The organism is Pseudomonas sp. BN515 (assembly GCF_029873155.1).
Taxonomy (GTDB): domain Bacteria; phylum Pseudomonadota; class Gammaproteobacteria; order Pseudomonadales; family Pseudomonadaceae; genus Metapseudomonas.
This window is the reverse complement of the sequence record NZ_SSOH01000010.1, coordinates 147,710-169,728: the sequence shown is the minus strand read 5'-3', so window position 1 is coordinate 169,728 and position 22,019 is coordinate 147,710. Positions and strand designations below refer to the sequence as shown.

Below are 22,019 nucleotides of genomic sequence, written 5' to 3'. Positions count from 1 at the left end.
AAGCCCCGCAGATGCGGGGCTTTTACAATTCAGCAGGTCAGATATGCGGCGCGTCGTCCGCGCTTTGATGCTTCCAGGTCTGGTGCCCCGGAAGGATCAGGTTCAGCGCGATGGCGACGATGGCGCAAAGGGCGATGCCCTTCAGGCCGAAGTCGTCCTGGCCGGTGCCGGTGCCCACCAGCATGCCGCCGATGCCGAATACCAGGGTCACGGAAACGATCACCAGGTTGCGGGCTTCGGCCAGGTCCACCTGGTGGCGGATCATGGTGTTCAGGCCTACCGCAGCGATGGAGCCGAACAGCAGGCAGAGGATGCCGCCCATGACCGGAACCGGGATGCTCTGCAGGATGGCGCCGAACTTGCCGATGAAGGCCAGGCCGATGGCGAAGGCGGCGGCCCAGGTCATGATCTTCGGGTTGTAGTTCTTGGTCAGCATCACCGCGCCGGTCACTTCGGCATAGGTGGTGTTCGGCGGGCCGCCGAACAGGCCAGCGGCCGAAGTGGCCAGGCCGTCACCCAGCAGGGTGCGGTGCAGGCCGGGCGTTTTCAGGTAATTGCGGCCGGTCACGCTGCCCACGGCAATCACGCCGCCGATGTGTTCGATGGCCGGGGCCAGCGCCACCGGGACAATGAACAGGATGGCCTGCAGGTTGAACTCGGGGGCGGTGAAGTTCGGCAGTTCCAGCCAGGGGGCGGCGGCGATCTTCGCGGTATCCACCACGCCGAACCAGAAGGACAGGGCGAAGCCGACGACCACGCCGGAGATGATCGGCACCAGGCGGAAGATGCCCTTGCCGAATACGGCGACGATCAGGGTAGTCAGCAGCGCCGGCATGGAGATCCACATGGCGGTGGCGTAGGGGATCAGCTCGGCGCCGTCACCGCCCTTGCCCATGGCCATGTTGGCGGCGATGGGGGCCATGGCCAGGCCGATGGAGATCACCACGGGGCCGATCACCACCGGCGGCAGCAGACGGTCGATGAAGCCGGTGCCTTTGATCTTCACCGCAAGGCCAAGGAAGGTGTAGACGAAGCCAGCCGCCACCACGCCGCCCATGGTCGCGGCCAGGCCGAACTGGCCCTTGGCGAGGATGATCGGGGTGATGAAGGCGAAGCTGGAAGCCAGGAACACCGGCACCTGGCGGCCGGTGACCAGCTGGAACAGCAGGGTGCCGAGGCCTGCGGTGAAGAGCGCTACGTTCGGGTCCAGTCCAGTGATCAGCGGCATCAGCACCAGGGCGCCGAAAGCCACGAAGAGCATCTGCGCGCCGGAGATGACCTGGCGCCAGAGCGGGTCCTTGAATTCGTCGCTCATCGATCAGTTTTCCTTCTGCTTGGTGCCGAAGATCTTGTCGCCGGCATCCCCGAGGCCCGGAATGATGTAGCCGTGCTCGTTGAGCTTCTGATCGATGGACGCAGTGAAGATCATCACGTCCGGGTGGGCATCGTTGACCACCTTGATGCCTTCCGGCGCGGCGACCAGCACCATGGCGCGGATTTCCTTGCAGCCGGCGCGCTTGAGCAGGTCGATGGTGGCGACCATGGAACCGCCGGTGGCGAGCATCGGGTCGATGATCAGCGCCAGGCGCTCGTCGATCTCCGGCGCTAGTTTTTCCAGGTAGGTGTGGGCTTCCAGGGTTTCTTCGTTGCGGGCCACGCCCACGGCGCTGACCTTGGCGCCGGGGATCAGGCTGAGCACGCCGTCGAGCATGCCGATACCGGCGCGCAGGATGGGCACCACGGTGATCTTCTTGCCGGCAATCTTCTCGACCTGCACGGTGCCGGCCCAGCCCTGGATTTCGTAGTTTTCCAGGGGCAGGTCATTGGTCGCTTCGTAAGTCAGCAGGGCGCCGACTTCCTGTGCCAGTTCGCGGAAGTTCTTGGTGCTGATGTCGGCGCGACGCATCAGGCCGAGCTTGTGGCGGATCAGCGGATGGCGGATCTCACGGATGGGCATGGGAAGATTCTCCGGCGGGCTGGCAAAAAAATTGCGTTAGCTTAATCCATTGATTACAGGCTGTGCTGCACTGACTGGTGGGTCCGGGGCACTGATGTCGCGGTCACGCAAGGAACTGTCACACGCGGCAGCAGCCTGCTGCAGTATGGTCGACGCTCGTCCGTCGGGGCTTGCTCAGGGGCAGGCGGATGAGTACCTTTGCCGACTTTTATCTTGACGACCTGTTCAAGTTTTAACCGGGAACCGCGCATGTTCCCCGCTGAATCCAGAGGAATTGCCATGTCCGCCGATCTCGCACACATCCGCCAGGTGATGGCCGAAGCCGATTGCCTGTACACCGACGCCCAGGTCGAGGCCGCCATCTCCCAGGTCGCCGAAGCCATCAATGGCGAACTGGCCGAGCGCAACCCGGTGGTTTTCTGCGTCATGAACGGCGGCCTGATCTTCGCCGGCAAGCTGCTGCCCAAGCTGGACTTCCCGCTGGAGCTGTCCTACCTGCACGCCACCCGCTACCGCAATGAAACCAGCGGCGGCGAGCTGTTCTGGAAGGCCAAGCCGGAAATTTCCTTCATCGACCGCGATGTCCTGATCATTGACGACATCCTCGACGAGGGGCACACCCTGGCCGCCATCATCGACTTCTGCAAACACGCGGGCGCCGCCAACGTGCACACCGCCGTGCTGATCGACAAGACCCACGACCGCAAGGCCCGCCCGGACCTGAAGGCCAACTACGTGGGCCTGCCCTGCGTAGACCGCTACATCTTCGGCTACGGCATGGACTACAAGGGCTACTGGCGCAACGCCGCGGGCATCTTCGCGGTCAAGGGACTCTAAGCCATGAGCTCGCCGCGTTTCCTCGATCAGGCCTTGTTCGCTGAACTGGCCGAGAAGTCAGCGGCGAGCCCGCGCAAACGCCAGCACCACAACTTCCACGCCATGGAAGAGCCCTGCCATCGCATGGCGGTGGGGCTGCAACCCGGAACCTACATCCCGCCGCACCGTCACCTGTCCGCCGACAAGGCGGAAAGCCTGCTGGTGATCAAGGGACGCCTGGGCCTGTTGATCTTCGACGAAGACGGCAAGGTGATCGACCAGCGTGAACTCGTGGCAGGTGGTGACTGCGTTGGCGTCGACGTGCCGCCGGGGGTATTCCACGCGCTGGTGGTGCTGGAACCGGACACCATCTTGTTCGAATGCAAGGCGGGCCCTTATCGTCCGGTGGGCGAAGGTGAATTGCCCGCCTGGTCACCCCGCGAGGGTGAAGCGGGCGTGGCGGATTACCTGGCCTGGATGACCTCGCTGTTCAACTGAGACTCGTCAGGCTCCAGCCATCGCAACGCCTTGGCGCGAGCCTGTTCCAGGGTTTTCACGTAGGCCAATCGGCCCGTCTCCCGATGCACGCCGGCGCGGCGCAGCTTCAGCCGCACCCGGGGTGACGTACCCACCAGCACCAGGCCGACGCCCTGTCGGCCGTAGTCGTGCAGCAGGTTTTCCAGTGCCGCCAGCGCCGTCATGTCCAGCATGGGCACGGCACTCATCTCGACGATCACCACCTTCACCTCCGGATTGAAGCGGCGTAGCACGCTCAGGGCCTTTTCCGCCGCGCCGAAAAACAGCGGCCCGCGAATGGCGTAGGCCAGCACCTGCTCAGGCAGCTCGCTCAGCGCCTCATGGAAGTGGCGGGGCAGGGGCGCGGCGTCGGTCAGGTCGCTCATGCGCTTGATGAACAGGCCGGCCGCCAGCAACAGGCCGACCCCCACCGCCAGCACCATGTCGAACAGCACCGTCAGCACCAGGCAGGTGAGCAGGACCAGCACATCGTTGCGCGGTGCGATGCGCAGGGTGTGCACCACGTGCCGAGCCTCGCTCATGTTCCAGGCCACCATCAGCAGCAGCGCCGCCAGGGCCGCCATCGGCAGGTAGCTGAACAGCGGTGCGAGCAGCAGCATGGCCAGCAGCACTACGCCGGCGTGGATGATGGCGGCGATGGGCGAACGGGCCCCGGCGCGTACGTTGGCGGCACTGCGAGCAATGGCGGCGGTGGCGGTGATGCCGCCGAACAGCGGAGCGACCAGGTTGCCCAGGCCCTGCCCGAGCAGTTCGGCATTGGGGTCGTGCCGGGTGCCTGCCATGCCGTCGGCCACCACGGCGCAGAGCAGCGACTCGATGGCGCCGAGCATGGCGATGGCGAAGGCCGGTGCCAGCAGCTGGCGGATCAGCTCGAACGACAGGCCCAGTGGCTGGCCGTCCGGTCCCGGTAGCTGCCAGGGCCAGGCGAAGGTGGGCAGGAAGGGTGGGATACCGGGATGGCTGACGCCGTCGACCACATAACTGAAGCGTTCACCCAGGGTGGCCACGGGCAGGCCCAGCACCTCCAGCATCAGGCCGAGCAGTGCGCCGAGGGCCAGCGCCACCAGGTGGCCCGGCACCTTGGGTACCAGGCGTGGCCAGATCACCAGCACTGCGAAGCAGGCAATGGCCACCAGGGTATCGCCCAGGTGTGTGGTCGGCAGCGCCTGGGCCAGCAGGTACAACTGGTCCACGTAGTTCTGCGGAGTCTGGGCCAACTGCAGGCCGAGCAGATCCTTGATCTGCAGGGTGGCGATGACGATGCCGATGCCGGCGGTGAAGCCGAGCGTCACCGGATAGGGGATGAACTGGATCAGCCGCCCTAGCCGCGCGAGGCCCATGGCAATGAGGATCAGCCCCGCCATCAACGTGCAGAGCAGCAGGCCGCCGAGGCCGAACTGCTGGGTGATGGGCAGCAGGATCACCACGAAGGCCGCCGTGGGGCCGGAAATGTTGAAGCGCGAACCGCCGGTGAGGGCGATCAGCGGTGCCGCCAGCAGCACCGTGTAGAGGCCATGCTGCGGGGCCACGCCGACGGCGATGGCCAGCGCCATGGCCAGGGGGATGGCGATGATGCCGACGGTCACCCCGGCGGCCAGGTCGCCACGCAGGTTCGCCAGACTGTAGCCCTCGCGCAGGGATTGGTGCAGGGCGGCGAAAACAGGGGGGAGGTATGCGGACATGGCGGCTCCTTCGCGGCAACCCGCCGAGTATAGGGCTTAGCGGCGGTGTGCAGGACTGACCTGAGTCGTATGCCAGAGCGCCCCGGGGCCGTGCTAGAGTGCTGCGCTCCCTCGCTGTTGGAGCTTTCGATGTCCGCCCCCCTGCGCTTTGGCGCTGCTCTCCTGCTGATCCTCTGCCTGCCCGCAGGCGCCGCTGAAAACGCCCCCATGCATGCCCAGTTCCTGCCACCGGACGACCTGTCGCTGCGCCAGGAACAGCCCGAGTTGCAACAGCTGATCCAGATCACCGAGTACGCGGTAGTGCTGGGTAGCCAGCGCCAGTCCAACCAGCAACCGATTCCCATCACCTCGCCCGCAGTGGTGCGGCTGAAGGGCAAACCGTTGAGCAAGGGCGCCGACGTGCGACAGGTGGTGATCCAGTTCGACGGCGAAGGCAAGAGCCTGAAGAAGCCCGGCTACGACCCGCAGACCCGTATCCTCAGCCTGAACTACCCGATGGCGCAGTACGCGGCGGTACTCGATCTGCTGCGCAACGGGCCGGTCTACTGCCAGTTCCTCAGCTATCCCAATGGCCATGTCTGGGCCGACCTGCACAGCGGTGCGGTACGCCTGCGTTGAGCGTGAGGGCCGGGCGGGGGTAAACTGCCCGCCCCCGAGATACCCGGCCCGAGAGATGTGAGCGATGCGTAAAGACAAGAAGCAGGTGATTGGCGAAGAAATCTCCGATGACTCGATCAAGCTGTTCCTCACGGTCGAGCCGGCCGACTCCACGCCGCCTTCGCTGCACAAGCTGATCAAGGCCTATCGCGGCCTGCGTATCGACGACTTCGAGCGCTTCGTCGGCTTCTTCATCGAGGCCGGTTACGACCTCAACGCCAAGGATGAAAACGGCAACGACTTCATCGCCCTGATCCAGGATCAGCGCATGGCCGAGCCGTACATCGAGGTGATCAAGGCCGCGCGCGGCTGATCCCTTTGCGCTGTTGAAGAGCCCGCTTAGAGCGGGCTTTTTCATGGGCGCGCTGATTCGCGAGCAGAGCTCGCTCCTACGAAAAGCGTTTCCGCAGGCAATAAAAAACCGCCCCGAAGGGCGGTTTCTTTCAGCTCAACGCTGGGACTCAGGCGATGCTCTGGGTCGCAGTGTTGACGCTGGTCAGGCCCAGGGCCGCATCGGAACGGGCGCTGATATCGCGGTACAGGGCCGCGTCGCTTTCCAGGGCCTTTTCGCGGGCCGGGAAGATTTCCTTCAGCTTGGTCGCCCATTGCTCGGAACGGGCCTGCTCGGCGAAGCAGCGCTCGATCAGGTTGAGCATGATGGAGACGGTCACCGAAGCACCTGGGGATGCACCCAGCAGGGCGGCGATGCTGCCGTCTTCGGAGGAGACCAGTTCGGTGCCGAACTGCAGGACGCCGCCCTTTTTGTTGTCCTTCTTGATGATCTGCACGCGCTGGCCGGCCACTTCCAGGCGCCAGTCGGCCGGGTCGAGCTCCGGGTAGAACTTGCGCAGGGCATCCAGGCGCTGATCCTGGGACTGCATCACTTCCTTGATCAGGTAGCGAGTCAGGTCCATGTTGTCGCGGGCCACCGAGAGCATCGGCAGGAGGTTGCTCGGACGGACCGAAAGCGGCAGGTCCATGAAGGAACCGTGCTTCAGGAACTTGGTGGTGAAACCGGCATAGGGTCCGAACAGCAGGGACTTCTTGCCATCGACCACGCGGGTGTCCAGGTGCGGCACGGACATCGGCGGGGCGCCGACTTCAGCCTGGCTGTAGACCTTGGCCTGGTGCTGCTTGACCACTTCGGGGTTGTCGCAGCGCAGCCACTGGCCGCTGACCGGGAAGCCGCCGAAGCCCTTGCCCTCGTCAATGCCGGAAAGCTGCAGCAGCGGCAGCGCGCCGCCGCCAGCGCCGAGGAACACGAAGCGTGCGGACACTTCTCGACTGGCGCCGCTCTGGGTGTTCTTGATGCTGACTTTCCAGCCGCTGTCGGTGCGGTTGAGGTCGGTGACCTTCTGGAAGTAGCTGACGCGGGTGCCCTGCAGGCTTTCGAGATACTGCAGCAGCTGATTGGTGACCGCGCCGAAGTTGACGTCGGTGCCGTTCATGGCGCGGGTCGCGGCGATCTTCTCGGACGCATCGCGTCCTTTCATCATCAGCGGTGCCCATTTGGCCATGGTGGCGCGGTCTTCGGTGTATTCCATCTCGCTGAAGGCGTGGTGCTGGCGGAGCAGCTCGAAGCGCTTCTTGAGGAAGGCGGTGTCCTTGTCGCCGCGCACGAAGGAGAGGTGCGGGACAGCATTGATGAAGGTCTTGGGCGAGCCGAACGCGCTCTTGCCGCTCATGTAGGCCCAGAACTGCTTGGAAACCTCGAACTGGGCGTTGATGTTGACGGCCTTCTTGATGTCGATGGAACCATCGGCCGCCTGGGGCGTGTAGTTCAGTTCGCAGAGGCCCGCATGACCGGTACCTGCGTTGTTCCAGGGGTTGGAGCTCTCGATGGCCCCCGACTCCCGGAGTTCTGCGATCTCCAGCTTGATGCCGGGATCGAGCTCTTTAAGCAGTACCGCTAGCGTAGCGCTCATGATGCCGGCCCCGACCAGCAACACGTCCACTGCTTCGTAATCGTTTTGCGCCATTTGCTCGCCACTCTCTCGTGAAGTAGTGAAAAACCGTCATCTCACGCTCTTTTGGAGTCGTGAACCTCAAAAGATTCGCCTGCTCCCGGACAAGCCGCTTCCGTCTGCACGCGCGTTGCTACGCGTGCGTCCCTGCAACAAACGTTTGCAATACGGGCGGAAGGATGCGGCAAGCCAACGAGTGGCAGCGCGAAAAGTGGACGGCTCTCTGTGGGGCTGTGCGGATGCCCAAGCTGGCGCGAGGTGCGGTGTTGCGAGGCCCGATCAGGAGACGACCTTATAATCGGGGGGCGATTATAACGATGAAATGGGGCGAATAGGGCGCTTGGTGTGACTTTTCTTCTTCCGCCGGTCAGGCTGCCAACGCGCGGCGGCGCGAAGATTGTCCGACGACCGGTGCGACGCGAGCGCTGGCGGGGAGGGGCTGGTCGAGCCAGGCAAGGCTGGCTTCGCTGACTTCGACCCAATTGCCGCCGGCCGGACGGTCGATTCCCTGGTGCAGGCCACGGCAGATCCCGGCCTGATCCACCAGGGCGAAGCTGCGGCGTTGCGGGCGGCGGGCGAACAGGGACCAGAAGAGGATCATCGGGGCTACTCCAACGGGGGCAGCGCCTTTATCCCACGCGGGCGTGACAGGGGCATGACAGGAACCGTGCATGCGGATGGCGGTCTGATATTGCATGGGAGCTGGCGCTCTGTCAGTACCTCGGCCGGGTGGTTATACTGCCGGCCGTTTTGCCTTCATTCCTGGAGAGATAAAAGCATGCTGAAACGCCCGTTGCTTGGCCTGCTGGCCGCCCTCAGCCTGACCCTGGTCGGCTGTGCCCTCAGCCCGCAACAACTCAGCCCGCAACCCAAGCTCACCGGCCCGCTGACTCCGGTTGGCCAAGGCCAGCCGGTGGTGGTGCGCGTCGCCGACGGTCGTCCGTCTCCGGTGCTTGGCACCCGTGGCGGCATCTACGCTGATACCAGCGCTATCAGCGTCCAGGGCCAGGACATCCTGCCGCGCCTGCAGGCTGAAGCCGAGGCCGCCGTGCGCCTGCTGGGCTTCACCCCGTCGCCCAACGCCTACAACGCGCCGCAGCTGACCCTGACCCTGGCCGACCTGAAGTACCAGTCGCCCAAGGAAACCTACGTGACCGAGGCCAACATCAGCGCCAGCTTCCGTGTCGATGTGCAGAACAGCGCCCGTCGTTACAGCGGCAAGTACGGTGCTTCGCTGAACCAGCGCTTCGGCACTGCACCGAACCAGCAGACAAACACCAAGCTGGTGAGCGACGTGCTGAGCGATGCCCTGACCCGCGCCTTCAAGGATCCGACCATCGGTCAGGTCCTGTCCCAGCAGTAAGCGGACCCCAAGTGAAAAAGCCCGGCCATGTGCCGGGCTTTTTCGTTTCCGGCCGGACAGCGGCGGCATTCGTCGGAACGTCCATCAGCGAAGCCGCCGGTTCGGTAAACTCAGCGCCATCCCGAGAACCGCCCGGAATCAGGGCGGACTGTTCCTTGTCTTGCAGGTTGTGTGCACGGCTGCACCCCCTGAAGCGGAGTTTGAGATGTCGCTGCAGGCGCTTTGGGCCATGTTTCTGGCCCACCCCGCCCAGGTCGTGAATGGCCTGGCCCTGTTCTTTGCATGTGCTGGTGCCTGGGTGCTGCTGGCTACCCGTTGGCGCGAGCAGCGCTCCATCGCCCGTCTGGCCGCCGAAAGCGAGCTGGAAGGGGTGGACGGCCCCACCGTCCAGGATGAGTCGGCGCAGCGCCTGAATCGCTTCTTCTACGCCTTCGGCTACTTCAGCCTGGCCGTGGCCCTCGGCGTTTCCTGGGCCAGTACCCAGGTCTGAGCCCGCAATGAAAAACGGCGACCTTCGGGTCGCCGTTTTCTTTTGTGCCGAGCCTTGATGCGAATCAGAGCGGCAGCCCGGCCTTGATCCGGTACTGGTTACGCACCGGGGTGGCGTACTGCTGGATCAGGTACGGGCGCTGTACCTCCGGGCAGGCGCCCAGGCGCTTCTGCCACTCGGCCTGGGCGCGGGCCAGTTCATCCTCGCCGAAGACCTCGGCCGCCGTCGGCACGCGCAGCTCGGGATCGCGTTCGCTCCACATGGCGTAAGCCAGGTAATGCGCGGGGAACAACCGGTAGCCACCGAGGATCTGCTTGTCGATTTCCTGGGCCAGCTGCTTGGCGTCTTCGCTGGCGCTGCCGATCTCGCTGCCGAAGGCGATGTGCACACGGCCCTTGTAGCCGGTGATGCCCAGGGCAATGCTCGCGTCGTCCTCACCTGGCGCCTTGGCGTAGCTGCCGGTGCTGGCGCGGACCTGCAGCTCGCGGGCCTTGGCCTGGTCGCAGGGATCGTACTCGTAGCTGATGGACACCGGGATCAGGTGCAGATCACGGATCACCTGCGGGAAAGGTTCGTCCTTGCGGCTCATGTGGAACATCTTGAGGATCGCCGAATCGGTGCGATCGTCACCGTCCTTGGCGCGGCCTTCGGCCTGGGCGATCCAGATCGACTGGCCGTCCTTGCAGATCGAGTGGTTGATGTAGGCCGACAGCAATTGGAAGGCCGCCAGCTTCTCGCGGCGGCCGGCCAGGTTGCGGTGCACGATGAAACTCTTGTTCAGGCGCATCAGATCGCTGACGAAGGGCTTCTGCAGCAGGTTGTCGCCGATGGCGATGCGCGGAGTCGGCAGGCCGGCGTGGTACACGGCGTAGTTGACGAAGGCCGGGTCCATCACGATGTCGCGGTGATTGGCCAGGAACAGGTAGGCGGTGCCCGGCTTCAGGCGTTCCACACCCGAGTAGGTCACGCCATCAGTGGCGCGCTCGATGGTGTTGTCCACATAGGGCTCGATGCGGTCCTGCAGCGCGGCGACGGAATCGATGCTGGCGAACTCGCGACGCAGCCGATGAGCTATAACAGGCTTGAGGAGCCAGCCCAGCGGGCCCGCCAGCTTCGGGAAACGATAGCGGGTGAGGGTGCCGAGGAAAGCGTCGTCGGCGAACAGGCGCGAAAGCACCGTCGAGACCTCGGCATCGTCATAGGGTCGGATGGCTTCAAATTCGCCCATTGGTCACTCTTGTTCTGGAATCGGCTGGGTATAAGGGTGAAGGCCCCGGCATGCGGGGCCTCAAATAGACCGGCGATTATACAGGCAAGTCACACGGGAGGCGGGGATGCTGGAAACGGAGGGCTATCAATGCCCCTACTGCGGCGAGCCGGCCGAGGCCGTGCTGGATCTCTCCGGCGGCGACCAGCAGTACATCGAAGACTGCCCGGTGTGTTGCCGGCCCATCCTGTTCCTGCTCTGGACCGATGGCCGGGAGTGGAATCTGGAGGTTCGTCGGGAGGATGACTGATGCGGCGCATCTATGAGCCCAGGGACCTGATCGAAGCGGAATTGCTGATGGGCATGCTGGCCAGCGAAGGCGTGGAGGCATACCTGGCCGGCGGCCACCTGCTGGGCGGCATCGGGGAGTTGCCGGTGTTCGGTCTGCTCGGCCTGCTGGTCGAAGACGAGGACGCCGAACGCGCCAGAGGGCTGATCGCCGCGTACAATGCCGCGCAACCCCTGGCGGGCGAGGAGCCCGACAGTTACCCCGGCACTCTGCTCTGCTGATTCCCGACCCGAACTGGCTGCCCAATGTCTGGACGCTTCGCCCTGTTCCGCTGGACGCCCACGCTGGCGGCCCTTCCCGGATTCCCCGCCGATCACCAGCCGCACTGGAACCTTGCGCCGGGCGGCCGGGTGCTGATGCTGCGCGAGCTGGACGGGCAGCGCCGCGCTGACCTGGCCCGCTGGGGGCTTACCCCGGCCTGGCTCACTGACCTGTCGAAGACTCCTGCTCACGCCCGTGCCGAAACCCTGGCCGACCAGCCTATGTTCCGCGAAGCCTTCCGTTCACGGCGCTGCCTGATCCTGGCCAACGGCTTCTATGAATGGCGCGGCGTGCGCAAGCGGCCCTACTGGATCAGCGCCGAGGGCGGGACCCTGTACATGGCCGGGCTCTGGGAGGCCTACCCGGTGGGGGATGTGGAGTACCTCAGCCTGGCCATGGTCACCCGGCCGGTCGCCGACATGCGCCGCCCGCTGGTGCTGGACGAAGAGGCGCAGCGCCTCTGGCTCGCCGCCGACTCGACGCCGATGCAATTGCTCGAACTGCTGACCCATCCCGGTCCTCAATTGCGCGAACGCGCCCTGGCCACCCTGGTGAACGATCCTAAGCTCGACGGGCCCGAGTGCCTGACGCCGGCTTGAGGCTGTAGGGGCGAATTCATTCGCCAAGGGCAGCTCGGCTGCCCCCACGGAGCCAGCAGGGCAGACCTTCGGCCTGCTTGGCGATTGAAATCGCCCCTACAAAAGAACAAGCCCCTCGTGAGAGGGGCTTGTTCTTAGACCTTGAACTGATTGATCAACCGCCGCTGTTGCTCGGCCAGTTTGGTCAGTTCCGCGCTGGCCTGGGAGGCCTCGTCGGCGCCGCCGGCAACCTCATTGGCCACCTGGCCGATGTTGATCACGTTGCGGTTGATGTCCTCGGCCACCGCGCTCTGTTCCTCGGCGGCGCTGGCGATCTGGGTGTTCATGTCGTTGATCACCGATACCGCCTGGGTGATGGACTCCAGCGCATGGGCGGCCTCGTTGGCGTGCTGCACGCTGGTGTCGGTCTTGTCCTGGCTGTCCTGCATCACTTTCACCACTTCGCGGGTGCCGTGCTGCAGTTGCTGGATCATGGTCTGGATTTCTTCGGTGGCCTGCTGGGTCTTCTGCGCCAGGTTGCGCACCTCGTCCGCCACCACCGCGAAGCCGCGACCCTGCTCGCCAGCGCGCGCCGCCTCGATGGCCGCGTTCAGCGCCAGCAGGTTGGTCTGTTCGGCGATACCGCGAATGGCCACCAGGATGGCGTTGATGTTCTCGCTGTCCTTGGCCAGGGTCTGCACCACGCCCACGGCGCGGCCGATCTCGGTGGCCAGGGCGCTGATGGCCTCGGCGGTGCTGTGGACGATGCGCTTGCCGTGGTTGGCCGCCTGGTCGGCGTGGCTGGCCGCTTCCGCCGCGTGGGTGGCGTTGCGCGCCACGTCCTGGGCGGTGGCTGTCATCTCGTGGACGGCGGTGGCCACCAGTTCGATTTCGGCCAACTGCCTCTGCACGCCCTGGTTGGTGCGGATGGCGATGTCGGCAGTGTGCTCGGAGGAGTCGCTGACCTTCTGCACCGAGGTCACCACCTGGCTGATCATCGACTGGAGCTTGCTGAGGAAGGTGTTGAAGCCGCCCGCGATGGCGCCCATCTCGTCAGCACGGTTGTTGTGCAGGCGCTGGGTCAGGTCGCCGTCGCCCTTGGCGATGTCGTCGAGCATGCCGACCATCTGACGCAGCGGACGGGCGATGCCGTAGCCGACGAACCAGATCACCAGCAGGCCGAGACCGGCGATCAGCAGGCCCACCAGGGTCATGCCGAGGATGTCGGCGTCGCGCTGGGCGGCCAGGTCCGTCTGCAGCTGTTTGAGTTCGCCATACACGGCTGTCTGCGGCAGTTGCAGGAACAGTGTCCAGCGCACCCCGGTGTCGGCGATGGTGAAGGGCATCAGCAGCTGGATCTGCTCACCGTCGGTGCTGAAGACGGGCTTGCCATCGGACAGGCTCGCCAGCTGCCTGATTGCCTCGCCCGGAATGGCCGTGTCGGCCGGTTCGCCCAGCTTGCTGGCATCCTTGGTGAAAGCGACCAGGCGGCCATTGGCGGAGATCAGCGCCAGTTCGCCGGCGCCATCGTAAAGCTGGCGGTCGGCGTTACGCAGCAGGTCCTGGATGAAGTCCAGCGACAAGTCGGCGCCCACGGAACCGCGGAACTGGCCATCGACCAGGATGGGTGCGTTGAACGAGGACATCATGACCATCTTTCCGCCCATCTCGTAGGGCGCCGGGTCGACGATGCAGGGGCGGCGCGTTTCCTTCGGGCACAGGTAGTACTCGCCCTCGCGGATGCCGGTGGCCAGTTTTTTCTCGCTTTCCAGTGTGTCGCCCATGGGCTCGACGGTCAGGCTGCCGTCGGCCTTGCGGTACCACCAGGGCATGAAGCGTCCATCCTGGCTGAAGCCTTCGGCGTTGCGCCCGGCGTACTCGCTGTCGCTTCCAGCGAAGGCGTTGGGCTCCCAGGCGGCGAAGGCATCCAGCAGTTTCGGGTTGTCGGTCACGGTGGCACGAAGCAACTGCGACATTTCTTCGCGCACCAGGCCCAGTTCCGGTTGCCCGTCGGCGCCGGTCTGGCCCATCAGGCGGTTGGTGCTGGCAAGACCCTTCACCACGGTCAGCGGATACTCCAGTTCGCGCTGAATCTGGCTGACCTGGGAGTGCGCGAGCGCCACGAGGCGTTCCTTGATGCCCTGTTCGAGCAGCGCCTGGGTGCGTTGCTGCACCAGTTCCTGGGTGCGGGCGCCGGAAAACAGCGCGTAGAGCACCAGGGCGGCAACCACCGCCAGCACGCTGGCCCCCGCGAGGGCTGCGATGGAGAACTGAATGGACCTGAACTTCATGTGGGCTCCGAAAAAGCAAATTCACCGTAAATCTGTATATCGGCCGCACTGTGAAATTTCCTAAGTCGCCGATGCAGATAAAAGCGTCGCCGGCTTGTCTACATGCGACGCGGTTGCCCGGGTCATGGGCCAGCCGTAGGATTACCGACCTTGCGAAACGATGGAGAGCCACCATGGCCAAGCTGTTTTACCTGTCCGGGCTGACTGCGGCCCTTCTCCTGGCAGGATGCCAGGCCGTCAATACCACCAGTGGCGGAGCGGTTGGCGTCGAGCGCAAGCAGTACATGTTCAGCATGCTGTCGACTGGCGAGCTCAATCAGATGTACGCCCAGTCCTATCAGCAGACCCTGAGCGAAGCCCAGCAGAAAGGTGTGCTGGACAAGAACAGCAGCGACGCCCGCCGTGTCGACGCCATCGCCAAGCGTCTGATCGCGCAGACCCCGGCCTTCCGCCCGGACGCGGCGCAGTGGGCCTGGGAAGCCAACGTCATCGACAGCGACGAGCTCAATGCCAACTGCGGTCCGGGCGGCAAGATCATCGTCTACAGCGGCCTGATCGATAAGCTCAAGCTCACCGACGACGAGCTGGCCGCGGTGATGGGCCACGAAATTGCCCACGCCCTGCGCGAGCACAGTCGCGAAGCCATGTCCAAGGCCTATGGCGTGCAGATGGCGAACCAGATCGGCTCGGTGCTGGGCGTCGGCCAGGCCGGCCTGGGAATGGCCAACGCGGGTGTGGAATACCTGATGACCCTGCCCAACAGCCGCTCCAACGAGAACGAGGCCGACCTGATCGGCCTGGAACTGTCCGCACGCGCCGGCTACGACCCGAACGCCGCCATCACCCTCTGGCAGAAGATGGAGCAGGCTGGTGGTGGCGCCCCGCCGGAGTTCATGAGCACTCACCCGTCGTCCAGTTCGCGCATGTCGTCTTTGAAGGCGGCCATTCCGAAGGTGATGCCGCTGTACCAGCAAGCCAAGGGCCAACGCTGAGGCCTCGGTCGCCGGATGCGCCTGCCTGGCATCCCGGCAACCCGCGTTCTAGACTGCTTGCCGCCACCCCGGAGACCCCGGGGTGGTGAATCTCCAGCGGATGAGGAGTTGCAGTGAAAATCGCCGTACTTGGAGCAACAGGGCTGCTCGGCCATCACACGGCACGGGCGGTGAAGGCCGCGGGGCACCAGTTGGTGCTGATTCACCGGCCGTCCTCACGGATTGAAAGGCTGTCCTACCTGGAGCCCGAATGCCGGGCCGCCGAACTGCTCGATCATGCGGGCCTGACCCGCGCACTCAGTGGGCTGGACGGTGTGATCTTCTGCGCTGCCAGCTACCCGAAGCGTCCGCGACGCTGGCAGGAAGAAGTCGCCAGCGCCCTCGACGAAACCAACCATTTCTATGCCGCCTGCCTCGCCGCCCACGTACCGCGCATCCTCTACACCGGCGCGGCCATCGCCCTGCCGCGCCACCCCGAAGGCCTGCCCGGCCACGAAGGGCTGTTCTATGAAGGAATGCCACGCTGGAAGAACCCCTATCTGCTGAGCAAGTGGGCCCTGGATGAACAGGCCCGCGAACAGGCGCGCAGCGGTCTGCCGGTGATCATCGGCATTCCCGGCATGTGCCTGGGGGAATTCGACGTCGGCCCCAGTACCGGACGCATCGTCACTGCCATGGCGCAAGGCTGGATGACCCACTACGTACCCGGCCGGCGCAACCTGGTGGATGCCGCCGATGCCGGACGCGGCCTGTTGCTGGCGCTGGAGAAGGGGCGGGTGGGCGAGCGCTATCTGCTCACTGGGCGGAACATCGAAATGGCCGAGCTGACTGAACGCATCGCCAACCTGCTCGGCGTACAGCCGCCCGAACCCATGCCGCTGGCGCTGGCCAAGGGCATGGCGGTGCTGGGGCGCTTGAGGTTCCGGTTGTCGGGCGAACTGCCCAAGCTGAATGACACCGCCATTGCGGTCATGGCGGGCGGGCAGTTCCTCGATGGCAGCAAGGCGCGCCACGAGCTGGGCTTCGTCGCCGAAACGCCGCTGGAGGTCACCCTGGAACGCACCATCGCCTGGTTCCGCAGCAACGGCTATCTCTAGGTTCCTTGCGAGAAGGCGTCGAGCCCTGATCAGGGTAGGGCTTTCTCGGCCAGGTGCTGAGTCGAGAGACCGAGCTGGGCGCGGAAGCTTTCCATGTCGAACATGGTGCAGATCTCCTGCACTTCACCCAGGCTGTTGAAGGTCCAGAAGGCCATGGCCGAGATGCTCAGCACCTTGTCGCTGGGCGGATAGCCCAGGGCGGGCTTCTGAATGCTGCCGATCAGGGTGCACCAGGTCACCACCTTGTTGCCTTCGGCGATGCATTCCTCGACCACCACTTCCAGGTCCGGCATGGCGTCGCGAATGTTCGCCACCATCTGGCTATAGCCGTTGCTGGTGAAGGGGCGGCTGATGAAGGAACTCTTGTAGAGGAAATCCTTGCTCTGCAACTGCTCGGCCAGGGCCAGGCGACCCTTGTTCCACGACAGCTCGATGTGCTGGCGAACCAGCCGCTTCATATCGTCCAGTGACACGATGCGCTCCCCTGCGCTTGATCCAGTGCGCCACTTTACCGATTCGGCCGGTGCCGCCATTGGCCGAAACGCCGCCGGGTGGTGGCATGTTCACGGCCTGGGGAAAAGAGAGCGCTGCGATGCCCGCCAGCCGGACGCGGTGACGGGCATCGTTTCACTCGATCACTCAGAGCATTCCGCTGAGCTTCAGGGCTTCGTAGACGGCGTAGACGGCCAGGGCGGCGAAGGCAGCGGCGGCCAGGCGACGGATCAGTGCCAGCGGCAGGCGATCGGCCGCGAAGTTACCGGCCAGTACCACCGGTACGTTGGCGATCAGCATGCCGAGGGTGGTGCCCATGACGACCATGACGAAATGCGGGTACTGGGCAGCCAGCATCACCGTGGCGACCTGGGTCTTGTCGCCCATCTCGGCGAGGAAGAAGGCGATCAGGGTGGTGACGAAGGGGCCGTATTTCTTCAGGCCGGATTCTTCGTCGTCATCGAGCTTGTCCGGGACCAGGGTCCAGGCGGCAACGGCGGCGAAGCAGGCGGCGAGGATCCAGCTCAGGGTGGCGGCGGAGAAGAAGCTGGCGACCCAGGAACCCACGGCACCGGCGGCGAAGTGGTTGGCCAGGGTGGCGACGACGATGCCCCAGATGATCGGCCAGGGCTTGCGGAAGCGGGCGGCGAGGAGAAGCGCGAGCAGCTGCGTCTTGTCGCCGATTTCGGCGAGCGCAACGATCAGGGTCGGGACGAAGAGGGATTCCAGCATCAGGGTTCCTACGGGGGCGGGTCGACTAATCACCATGACACACGCAATCTGCCCGCCCCGGGTCAGGTTGTGTGTGTCATAGGTCTTGTCAAACCGCGGACCTGTCTAGGCAGGTTCTGGGTCGCATGCGCCATGGTCTGTGGACCAAGTGTGTTGACGCACGCCGGGCGAGCAGGGCGCTCGCGGGAGACTACTCCCCTAGGACGGGGCGCATTTTGCACAAGCCGGGTTGCCCCGGCAAGCGCGAATTGTCGGGCGGTCAGTTGTCGCCGCCGCGAACGTCCATCTCCGAGTAATTCACCAGGCGGCTGCCCTTCTTCAGGCGGTAGCCCAGCCAGATGACGAGGAACAGCGGCAGGCTGATGTAGGTGGCGGCGAGGCCAGCCCAGTCGATCTTCTCGCCGAAGAAGGCCTGGTAGTTCTGCCCGAGGGTGATCAGCAGGCACAGGGTGAAGGCGAACAGCGGGCCGAAGGGGAACAGCTTGGCGCGATACGGCAGGTCGGACAGGCGCCCGCCCTGGGTCAGGTAGCCCTTGCGGAAGCGGTAATGGGAAATGGCGATGCCCAGCCAGGCGATGAAGCCGCACATGCCCGAGGTGTTCAGTAGCCAGGTATAGAGGGTGCTGTCCCCGACGATGGAGGTGAAGAAGCACAGCGCACCCACCAGGGTGGTGGCGTAGAGCGCATTGCGTGGCACGCCGTTGGCGGACAGGCTGGCGAACAGCTTGGGTGCCTTGCCCTGCAGTGCCAGGTTGTAAAGCATGCGGGTGGACGCATACATGCCCGAGTTGCCGGCCGAGAGGATGGCGGTGAGGATCACCGCGTTCATCACGCTGGCGGCAGCAGCGAAGCCGGCGCGTTCGAAGAGCAGGGTGAAGGGCGACACGCTGATGTCGCTGGCATCGTTCTTCAGCAGGGTCGGTTCGGTGTAGGGGATCAGCATGCCGATCACGAAGATCGCCAGGATGTAGAACATCAGAATGCGCCAGAACACCTGGCGGATGGCGATGGGGATGTTCTTCTTCGGGTTTTCCGACTCGCCCGCGGCGATGCCGATCAGTTCGGTGCCCTGGAACGAGAAGCCGGCGATCATCGCCACCCCGACCATGGCCTGCAGGCCGCCGACGAAGGGCGCATCACCCTGGGTGAAGTTGCTGAAGCCCGGGGATTCGATGCCGCCCATGATGCCGAAGATGGTGGCCAGGCCAATGCCAATGAACACCACGACCGTCACCACCTTGATCAGCGCGAACCAGAACTCGCTCTCGCCAAAGCCTTTAACCGAAACGAAGTTGAGCAGGAACATCAGGCCGAGGAACAGGGCGCTCCAGTAGATGCCGGGTACGTCCGGCAGCCAGAAACTCATGATCAATTGGGCTGCCACCAGCTCGGCGGCGATGGTCACCGCCCAGTTGTACCAGTAGTTCCAGCCAAGGGCGAAACCGAAGCCATCGTCGACGAAACGGCTGCCATAGGTGCTGAACGAGCCGGAAACCGGTATGTGGGCCGCCATCTCGCCAAGGCTGGTCATGAGGAAGTAGACCATCATGCCGATCAGCGCGTAGGCCAGCAGCGCACCGCCGGGGCCCGCAGTGGCCACCGTGGCACCGGAGGCGACGAACAGGCCGGTGCCGATGGAACCTCCGATGGCGATCATGTTCAGGTGGCGGGGCTTGAGAGAGCGGTGCAGCCCATCCTTGGCGGGAGTGGCGCTGGCAATGTTCAGATCGGTCACAAAAAAATCTCCAGGTCCCCCGGTCGAGAACGGGGGAGGGCGGCTATCGGGTGCCGCTTGAGTATGGATAAAGGGCCAGGGCCCGCCAGGTCAGGCCCGGCGGGCGCGGTAGATACGGAAGCCATCTCCCTCGGCGAGGGTCTGGCAGGGGCCGAGATGGTACTCGATAAGCGGCGGGTATTTGAGGAAGCTGTTGGCCACGATGCGCAGCTCGCCACCGGGCAGCAGGTGATTTCGCGCCTCGCGCAGCAGGTCTTCGCTTGCCTGGTAGTCGGTGTGCACGCCCTGGTGGAACGGGGGATTGCTGACGATGGCGGCCAGCCCTTCGGGGGCACCGTGAATACCGTCGGCGGCGATCACATCGCCCTCAAGACCGTTTGCGGCCAGGGTCAGTCGGCTGCTGGCAACGGCGAAGGCATCCACGTCCAGCAGGCTCAACCGGTTCTGTGGATAACGCCGCTTGAGTACTGCGCCGAGCACCCCGGCGCCGCAGCCGAAGTCCAGCAGGTGGCCGCTGGGCAGGCCATCCAGTTGCTCCAGCAGCAGGGCGCTGCCGCGATCCAGGCGACCGTGGCTGAACACGCCGGGCAGGCTGACCACGTCCAGCGGGCCATCGGCCAGGTCCAGGCGGTAGCGCTGGGCCAGGGCTTCCAGGTCAGGGGCTGCGGGAGCCTGGTCGACGGTTACTTGCCAGAGCTGGCAGTGACGGGCGCTGTCCAGCTTGCGCGGCTTGCCGAAGGCGGCCAGCTGCTTGGCGGCGCGTTCGATGCCCCCGCGTTTCTCGCCGACGAGGAACAGTTCGCCGCCGGGCAGGCGGGCGGCGAGGGCGGCCAGCAGGTAGTCGGTCAGTTCACGGGACTTGGGCAGGAACAGCACGGCAGCCTCGAAGGCATGCTCCGGCGGCGTGGTGCCGAACTGGCTGCGTCCGGCGAAGCGGCTTTCGAGGGCGGCCTGGTCGCCGGCATGCCAGCTCCAGCCGCTGGCCTGCGGCAGGGTGCCGAGCAGGTCATCTGCCGGCAGCCCGGCCAGCAACAGCGGGCGTTGGAACAGTTCGGCCTGTCGAAGCAGGACTTCGCTGCGTGGGTCCATCTGAAGAAGATCCTGATAAAAGCAGCGAATTTTATCAGGGTCTTGTGGGAATTATCCGATGACTCTGACAGGCGATTCCTTGAACCAGGCCGTGGCGTTCTCGGCAAGCTGCAGGACTATGCGTTGCCGCGCCTCACGGCTGCCCCAGGCGCTGTGCGGGGTGACGATCAGACGCGGGATATCGGCGGCCAGCAGCGGGTTGCCGTCGCGCGGCGGTTCCTGGGTCAGCACGTCGGTGGCCGCGCCCCCCAGATGGCCGCTGCGCAGGGCGGCGGCCAGGGCCTCTTCGTTCACCAGGCCGCCACGGGCGGTGTTCACCAGCAGGGCGCCGGGTTTCATCAGGGCCAGTTCGGCGGCGCTGATCATGTCGCGGGTCTGCTCATTGAGCGGGCAGTGCAGGGTAAGGGCATCCACCTGGGGCAGCAGTTCATGCAGCGGCAGGCGGTCCGCACGAGGCGGGCGGCCCGGTAGCTGGCCCAGCAGGACACGCATGCCGAAGGCTTCCGCCAGCCGTGCCACCGCTCCGCCCAGTTCACCGTGACCGAGCAGGCCGAGGGTCTTGCCTTCCAGTTCGAAAATCGGGAAATCCAGCAGGCAGAACTGGCTGGACTGCTGCCAGCGGCCGGCGCGTACGGCCGCTTGGTAGTCCGTCAGGCTGGTGGCCAGGGCGAGCAGCAGCGCGAGGGTGTGCTGGGCCACCGACGGCGTACCGTAGGCCTGGCAGTTGCAGACGGTGATGCCATGGGCGCGGGCCGCTTCGAGGTCGATGTTGTTGGCGCCGGTGGCGGCTACCAGGATCAGCTTGAGGTCCGGGCTGGCGGCCATGGCGGCGGCGTCTATGCGGACCTTGTTGCTGATCGCCACCTGGGCGCCGCGCAGGCGTTCGGCGACTTCGTCGGTAGCGGTCTGCGCGTGCAGCACCAGTTCGCCGAAGGCCTGCCGCAGGGGAGCCAGATCGAGATCGCCGAGGTCGAGGGAAGCGTGATCGAGGAAGACGGCGCGACGGCTGTTCATGCGGGCTGTACCTTTTTCGGGGGCGTGGGAAGGCGTAAGGTTGCCAGCCTAACAGGTCCCGTCACATCCATCGGAGGTCGCATGTACTGGACGGAATTCCTCACCGTTGCCCTGATCCACCTGCTGGCCGTGGCCAGTCCCGGACCTGACTTCGCCATCGTCGTGCGCGAAAGCGTGGCCCACGGGCGCCGCGCCGGCACCTGGACCGCGCTGGGCGTGGGCACGGGCATTTTCGTGCATGTGGCCTATTCGCTGCTGGGCATCGGCCTGATCGTGTCCCAGTCGATCATGCTGTTCAACGCGCTGAAGTGGGCAGCGGCGGCTTACCTGCTGTACATCGGCATCAAGGCCCTGCGCGCCAAGCCTGCCGACCCGATTGCCGCTGAGGCCGCCCTCATGGCTGGCGAGCGCAGCCCGCGCGGAGCCTTCGTCACCGGTTTCGTCACCAATGGCCTGAATCCCAAGGCGACGCTGTTCTTCCTGTCGCTGTTCACCGTGGTCATCAACCCGCACACGCCACTGGCGATCCAGGCCGGTTACGGCGTCTACCTGGCCTTCGCCACCGCCGCCTGGTTCAGTCTGGTGGCGATGCTGTTCAGCCAGCGCCGGGTGCGCGCTGGCTTCGCGCGCATGGGGCACTGGTTCGACCGGCTGATGGGCGCGGTGCTGGTGGGGTTGGGGATCAAGCTGGCCTTTACCGAGCTGAAATAGGCGGG

At 65.1% G+C, this 22,019-nt stretch carries 24 protein-coding genes and 1 riboswitch; of the genes, 12 read left to right on the top strand and 12 right to left on the bottom strand.

The window, feature by feature from the left end; all coding sequences use genetic code 11:
* Positions 1 to 37 precede the first annotated feature (37 nt).
* Positions 38 to 1,315 carry a uracil-xanthine permease family protein gene (locus E8E91_RS00930; RefSeq protein WP_280374219.1) on the bottom strand — a complete coding sequence of 426 codons (1,278 nt, stop codon included), beginning with the start codon at positions 1,313 to 1,315 and terminating at the stop codon, positions 38 to 40.
* 3 nt (positions 1,316 to 1,318) lie between these two features.
* Positions 1,319 to 1,957 (bottom strand): uracil phosphoribosyltransferase, encoded by a 639-nt coding sequence (upp, locus tag E8E91_RS00925; RefSeq protein ID WP_028629936.1) that lies wholly within the window; start codon positions 1,955 to 1,957, stop codon positions 1,319 to 1,321.
* Positions 1,958 to 2,236: 279 nt separating this feature from the next.
* On the opposite strand from upp, the gene E8E91_RS00920 reads away from it, so the two are divergent.
* Both E8E91_RS00920 and E8E91_RS00915 read left to right on the top strand, forming a co-directional pair.
* A complete protein-coding gene (locus E8E91_RS00920; protein ID WP_280374218.1) occupies positions 2,237 to 2,794 on the top strand; it encodes a hypoxanthine-guanine phosphoribosyltransferase in 558 nt (185 codons plus the stop codon).
* A 3-nt stretch (positions 2,795 to 2,797) separates the two neighbouring features.
* Positions 2,798 to 3,271, top strand: a complete 474-nt coding sequence (locus E8E91_RS00915) for a WbuC family cupin fold metalloprotein (RefSeq protein ID WP_280374217.1) — start codon at positions 2,798 to 2,800, stop codon at positions 3,269 to 3,271.
* Here E8E91_RS00915 and dauA read toward each other — a convergent pair.
* Positions 3,238 to 4,992, bottom strand: coding sequence for a C4-dicarboxylic acid transporter DauA (dauA, locus tag E8E91_RS00910; RefSeq protein ID WP_280374216.1), 1,755 nt, complete (start codon positions 4,990 to 4,992; stop codon positions 3,238 to 3,240). The genes E8E91_RS00915 and dauA overlap by 34 nt on opposite strands.
* A 129-nt stretch (positions 4,993 to 5,121) precedes the next feature.
* On the opposite strand from dauA, the gene E8E91_RS00905 reads away from it, so the two are divergent.
* Entirely contained in the window at positions 5,122 to 5,610 is a 489-nt protein-coding gene (locus tag E8E91_RS00905; RefSeq protein ID WP_271470232.1) for a hypothetical protein, read from the top strand.
* A gap of 64 nt (positions 5,611 to 5,674) precedes the next feature.
* On the top strand, positions 5,675 to 5,962 hold the full coding sequence (locus E8E91_RS00900) for a PA4642 family protein (RefSeq protein WP_271470231.1): 288 nt from the start codon (positions 5,675 to 5,677) through the stop codon (positions 5,960 to 5,962).
* A gap of 148 nt (positions 5,963 to 6,110) precedes the next feature.
* Here the strand turns inward: E8E91_RS00900 and mqo are convergent, their stop codons facing one another.
* Together mqo and E8E91_RS00890 are read right to left on the bottom strand one after the other, a co-directional pair.
* Entirely contained in the window at positions 6,111 to 7,628 is a 1,518-nt protein-coding gene (gene mqo / locus E8E91_RS00895; protein ID WP_280374215.1) for a malate dehydrogenase (quinone), read from the bottom strand.
* A 352-nt stretch (positions 7,629 to 7,980) separates the two neighbouring features.
* Complete coding sequence (locus tag E8E91_RS00890) at positions 7,981 to 8,214, bottom strand: hypothetical protein (protein ID WP_280374214.1); 234 nt, start codon at positions 8,212 to 8,214, stop codon at positions 7,981 to 7,983.
* A gap of 177 nt (positions 8,215 to 8,391) precedes the next feature.
* Between E8E91_RS00890 and E8E91_RS00885 the strand changes: the two genes are divergently transcribed.
* Positions 8,392 to 8,976: a YajG family lipoprotein gene (locus E8E91_RS00885; protein WP_190830662.1), complete on the top strand. Its 585-nt coding sequence runs from the start codon at positions 8,392 to 8,394 to the stop codon at positions 8,974 to 8,976.
* Between the two features lie 205 nt (positions 8,977 to 9,181).
* Positions 9,182 to 9,466, top strand: a complete 285-nt coding sequence (locus E8E91_RS00880) for a hypothetical protein (RefSeq protein ID WP_190830664.1) — start codon at positions 9,182 to 9,184, stop codon at positions 9,464 to 9,466.
* 64 nt (positions 9,467 to 9,530) lie between these two features.
* Here E8E91_RS00880 and E8E91_RS00875 read toward each other — a convergent pair whose 3' ends face one another.
* Positions 9,531 to 10,694: a 1-acyl-sn-glycerol-3-phosphate acyltransferase gene (locus E8E91_RS00875; RefSeq protein WP_280374213.1), complete on the bottom strand. Its 1,164-nt coding sequence runs from the start codon at positions 10,692 to 10,694 to the stop codon at positions 9,531 to 9,533.
* 106 nt (positions 10,695 to 10,800) lie between these two features.
* Between E8E91_RS00875 and E8E91_RS00870 the strand changes: the two genes are divergently transcribed.
* Genes E8E91_RS00870 through E8E91_RS00860 form a run of 3 tightly spaced genes read left to right on the top strand, consistent with a single transcriptional unit; the run spans position 10,801 to position 11,882 of the window.
* Positions 10,801 to 10,983 (top strand): CPXCG motif-containing cysteine-rich protein, encoded by a 183-nt coding sequence (locus tag E8E91_RS00870; RefSeq protein ID WP_280374212.1) that lies wholly within the window; start codon positions 10,801 to 10,803, stop codon positions 10,981 to 10,983.
* Positions 10,983 to 11,243 carry a DUF2007 domain-containing protein gene (locus tag E8E91_RS00865; RefSeq protein WP_190830670.1) on the top strand — a complete coding sequence of 87 codons (261 nt, stop codon included), beginning with the start codon at positions 10,983 to 10,985 and terminating at the stop codon, positions 11,241 to 11,243. The genes E8E91_RS00870 and E8E91_RS00865 overlap by 1 nt, the downstream gene beginning before the upstream one ends.
* A 24-nt stretch (positions 11,244 to 11,267) precedes the next feature.
* The gene (locus E8E91_RS00860; protein WP_280374211.1) at positions 11,268 to 11,882 is read left to right on the top strand and encodes an SOS response-associated peptidase; all 615 of its coding nucleotides are present in this window, start codon (positions 11,268 to 11,270) and stop codon (positions 11,880 to 11,882) included.
* Between the two features lie 134 nt (positions 11,883 to 12,016).
* On the opposite strand, the gene E8E91_RS00855 is transcribed toward E8E91_RS00860, so the two are convergent.
* Positions 12,017 to 14,152, bottom strand: coding sequence for a methyl-accepting chemotaxis protein (locus tag E8E91_RS00855; RefSeq protein WP_280374210.1), 2,136 nt, complete (start codon positions 14,150 to 14,152; stop codon positions 12,017 to 12,019).
* 173 nt (positions 14,153 to 14,325) lie between these two features.
* Between E8E91_RS00855 and E8E91_RS00850 the strand changes: the two genes are divergently transcribed.
* Positions 14,326 to 15,144 (top strand): M48 family metallopeptidase, encoded by an 819-nt coding sequence (locus tag E8E91_RS00850; protein WP_280374209.1) that lies wholly within the window; start codon positions 14,326 to 14,328, stop codon positions 15,142 to 15,144.
* Between the two features lie 113 nt (positions 15,145 to 15,257).
* Positions 15,258 to 16,241, top strand: coding sequence for an NAD-dependent epimerase/dehydratase family protein (locus E8E91_RS00845; protein WP_280367685.1), 984 nt, complete (start codon positions 15,258 to 15,260; stop codon positions 16,239 to 16,241).
* Positions 16,242 to 16,270: 29 nt separating this feature from the next.
* Here E8E91_RS00845 and E8E91_RS00840 read toward each other — a convergent pair whose 3' ends face one another.
* The 5 genes from E8E91_RS00840 to E8E91_RS00820 all read right to left on the bottom strand — a co-directional run bounded on the left by E8E91_RS00840 (position 16,271) and on the right by E8E91_RS00820 (position 21,303).
* Positions 16,271 to 16,714, bottom strand: a complete 444-nt coding sequence (locus tag E8E91_RS00840; protein ID WP_190830680.1) for a ketosteroid isomerase-related protein — start codon at positions 16,712 to 16,714, stop codon at positions 16,271 to 16,273.
* A gap of 166 nt (positions 16,715 to 16,880) precedes the next feature.
* Positions 16,881 to 17,462, bottom strand: a complete 582-nt coding sequence (locus E8E91_RS00835) for a TMEM165/GDT1 family protein (protein ID WP_280368561.1) — start codon at positions 17,460 to 17,462, stop codon at positions 16,881 to 16,883.
* A 31-nt stretch (positions 17,463 to 17,493) separates the two neighbouring features.
* A riboswitch (yybP-ykoY riboswitch) is annotated at positions 17,494 to 17,676 on the bottom strand.
* A gap of 48 nt (positions 17,677 to 17,724) precedes the next feature.
* Complete coding sequence (locus E8E91_RS00830; RefSeq protein WP_280374273.1) at positions 17,725 to 19,185, bottom strand: amino acid permease; 1,461 nt, start codon at positions 19,183 to 19,185, stop codon at positions 17,725 to 17,727.
* A 105-nt stretch (positions 19,186 to 19,290) separates the two neighbouring features.
* Positions 19,291 to 20,289, bottom strand: a complete 999-nt coding sequence (locus tag E8E91_RS00825) for a class I SAM-dependent methyltransferase (RefSeq protein ID WP_280374208.1) — start codon at positions 20,287 to 20,289, stop codon at positions 19,291 to 19,293.
* 51 nt (positions 20,290 to 20,340) lie between these two features.
* Positions 20,341 to 21,303: a 2-hydroxyacid dehydrogenase gene (locus E8E91_RS00820; RefSeq protein ID WP_280374207.1), complete on the bottom strand. Its 963-nt coding sequence runs from the start codon at positions 21,301 to 21,303 to the stop codon at positions 20,341 to 20,343.
* 81 nt (positions 21,304 to 21,384) lie between these two features.
* Between E8E91_RS00820 and E8E91_RS00815 the strand changes: the two genes are divergently transcribed.
* Positions 21,385 to 22,014, top strand: coding sequence for a LysE family transporter (locus tag E8E91_RS00815; protein WP_280374205.1), 630 nt, complete (start codon positions 21,385 to 21,387; stop codon positions 22,012 to 22,014).
* The last annotated feature ends 5 nt before the right edge of the window (positions 22,015 to 22,019 follow it).

Coding starts and splice junctions, on each gene's coding strand:
- E8E91_RS00930 (WP_280374219.1), bottom strand. CDS start 1,315: ATGAGCGACGAATTCAAGGACCCGCTCTGGCGCCAGGTCATCTCCGGC.
- upp (WP_028629936.1), bottom strand. CDS start 1,957: ATGCCCATCCGTGAGATCCGCCATCCGCTGATCCGCCACAAGCTCGGC.
- E8E91_RS00920 (WP_280374218.1), top strand. CDS start 2,237: ATGTCCGCCGATCTCGCACACATCCGCCAGGTGATGGCCGAAGCCGAT.
- E8E91_RS00915 (WP_280374217.1), top strand. CDS start 2,798: ATGAGCTCGCCGCGTTTCCTCGATCAGGCCTTGTTCGCTGAACTGGCC.
- dauA (WP_280374216.1), bottom strand. CDS start 4,992: ATGTCCGCATACCTCCCCCCTGTTTTCGCCGCCCTGCACCAATCCCTG.
- E8E91_RS00905 (WP_271470232.1), top strand. CDS start 5,122: ATGTCCGCCCCCCTGCGCTTTGGCGCTGCTCTCCTGCTGATCCTCTGC.
- E8E91_RS00900 (WP_271470231.1), top strand. CDS start 5,675: ATGCGTAAAGACAAGAAGCAGGTGATTGGCGAAGAAATCTCCGATGAC.
- mqo (WP_280374215.1), bottom strand. CDS start 7,628: ATGGCGCAAAACGATTACGAAGCAGTGGACGTGTTGCTGGTCGGGGCC.
- E8E91_RS00890 (WP_280374214.1), bottom strand. CDS start 8,214: ATGATCCTCTTCTGGTCCCTGTTCGCCCGCCGCCCGCAACGCCGCAGC.
- E8E91_RS00885 (WP_190830662.1), top strand. CDS start 8,392: ATGCTGAAACGCCCGTTGCTTGGCCTGCTGGCCGCCCTCAGCCTGACC.
- E8E91_RS00880 (WP_190830664.1), top strand. CDS start 9,182: ATGTCGCTGCAGGCGCTTTGGGCCATGTTTCTGGCCCACCCCGCCCAG.
- E8E91_RS00875 (WP_280374213.1), bottom strand. CDS start 10,694: ATGGGCGAATTTGAAGCCATCCGACCCTATGACGATGCCGAGGTCTCG.
- E8E91_RS00870 (WP_280374212.1), top strand. CDS start 10,801: ATGCTGGAAACGGAGGGCTATCAATGCCCCTACTGCGGCGAGCCGGCC.
- E8E91_RS00865 (WP_190830670.1), top strand. CDS start 10,983: ATGCGGCGCATCTATGAGCCCAGGGACCTGATCGAAGCGGAATTGCTG.
- E8E91_RS00860 (WP_280374211.1), top strand. CDS start 11,268: ATGTCTGGACGCTTCGCCCTGTTCCGCTGGACGCCCACGCTGGCGGCC.
- E8E91_RS00855 (WP_280374210.1), bottom strand. CDS start 14,152: ATGAAGTTCAGGTCCATTCAGTTCTCCATCGCAGCCCTCGCGGGGGCC.
- E8E91_RS00850 (WP_280374209.1), top strand. CDS start 14,326: ATGGCCAAGCTGTTTTACCTGTCCGGGCTGACTGCGGCCCTTCTCCTG.
- E8E91_RS00825 (WP_280374208.1), bottom strand. CDS start 20,289: ATGGACCCACGCAGCGAAGTCCTGCTTCGACAGGCCGAACTGTTCCAA.
- E8E91_RS00820 (WP_280374207.1), bottom strand. CDS start 21,303: ATGAACAGCCGTCGCGCCGTCTTCCTCGATCACGCTTCCCTCGACCTC.
- E8E91_RS00815 (WP_280374205.1), top strand. CDS start 21,385: ATGTACTGGACGGAATTCCTCACCGTTGCCCTGATCCACCTGCTGGCC.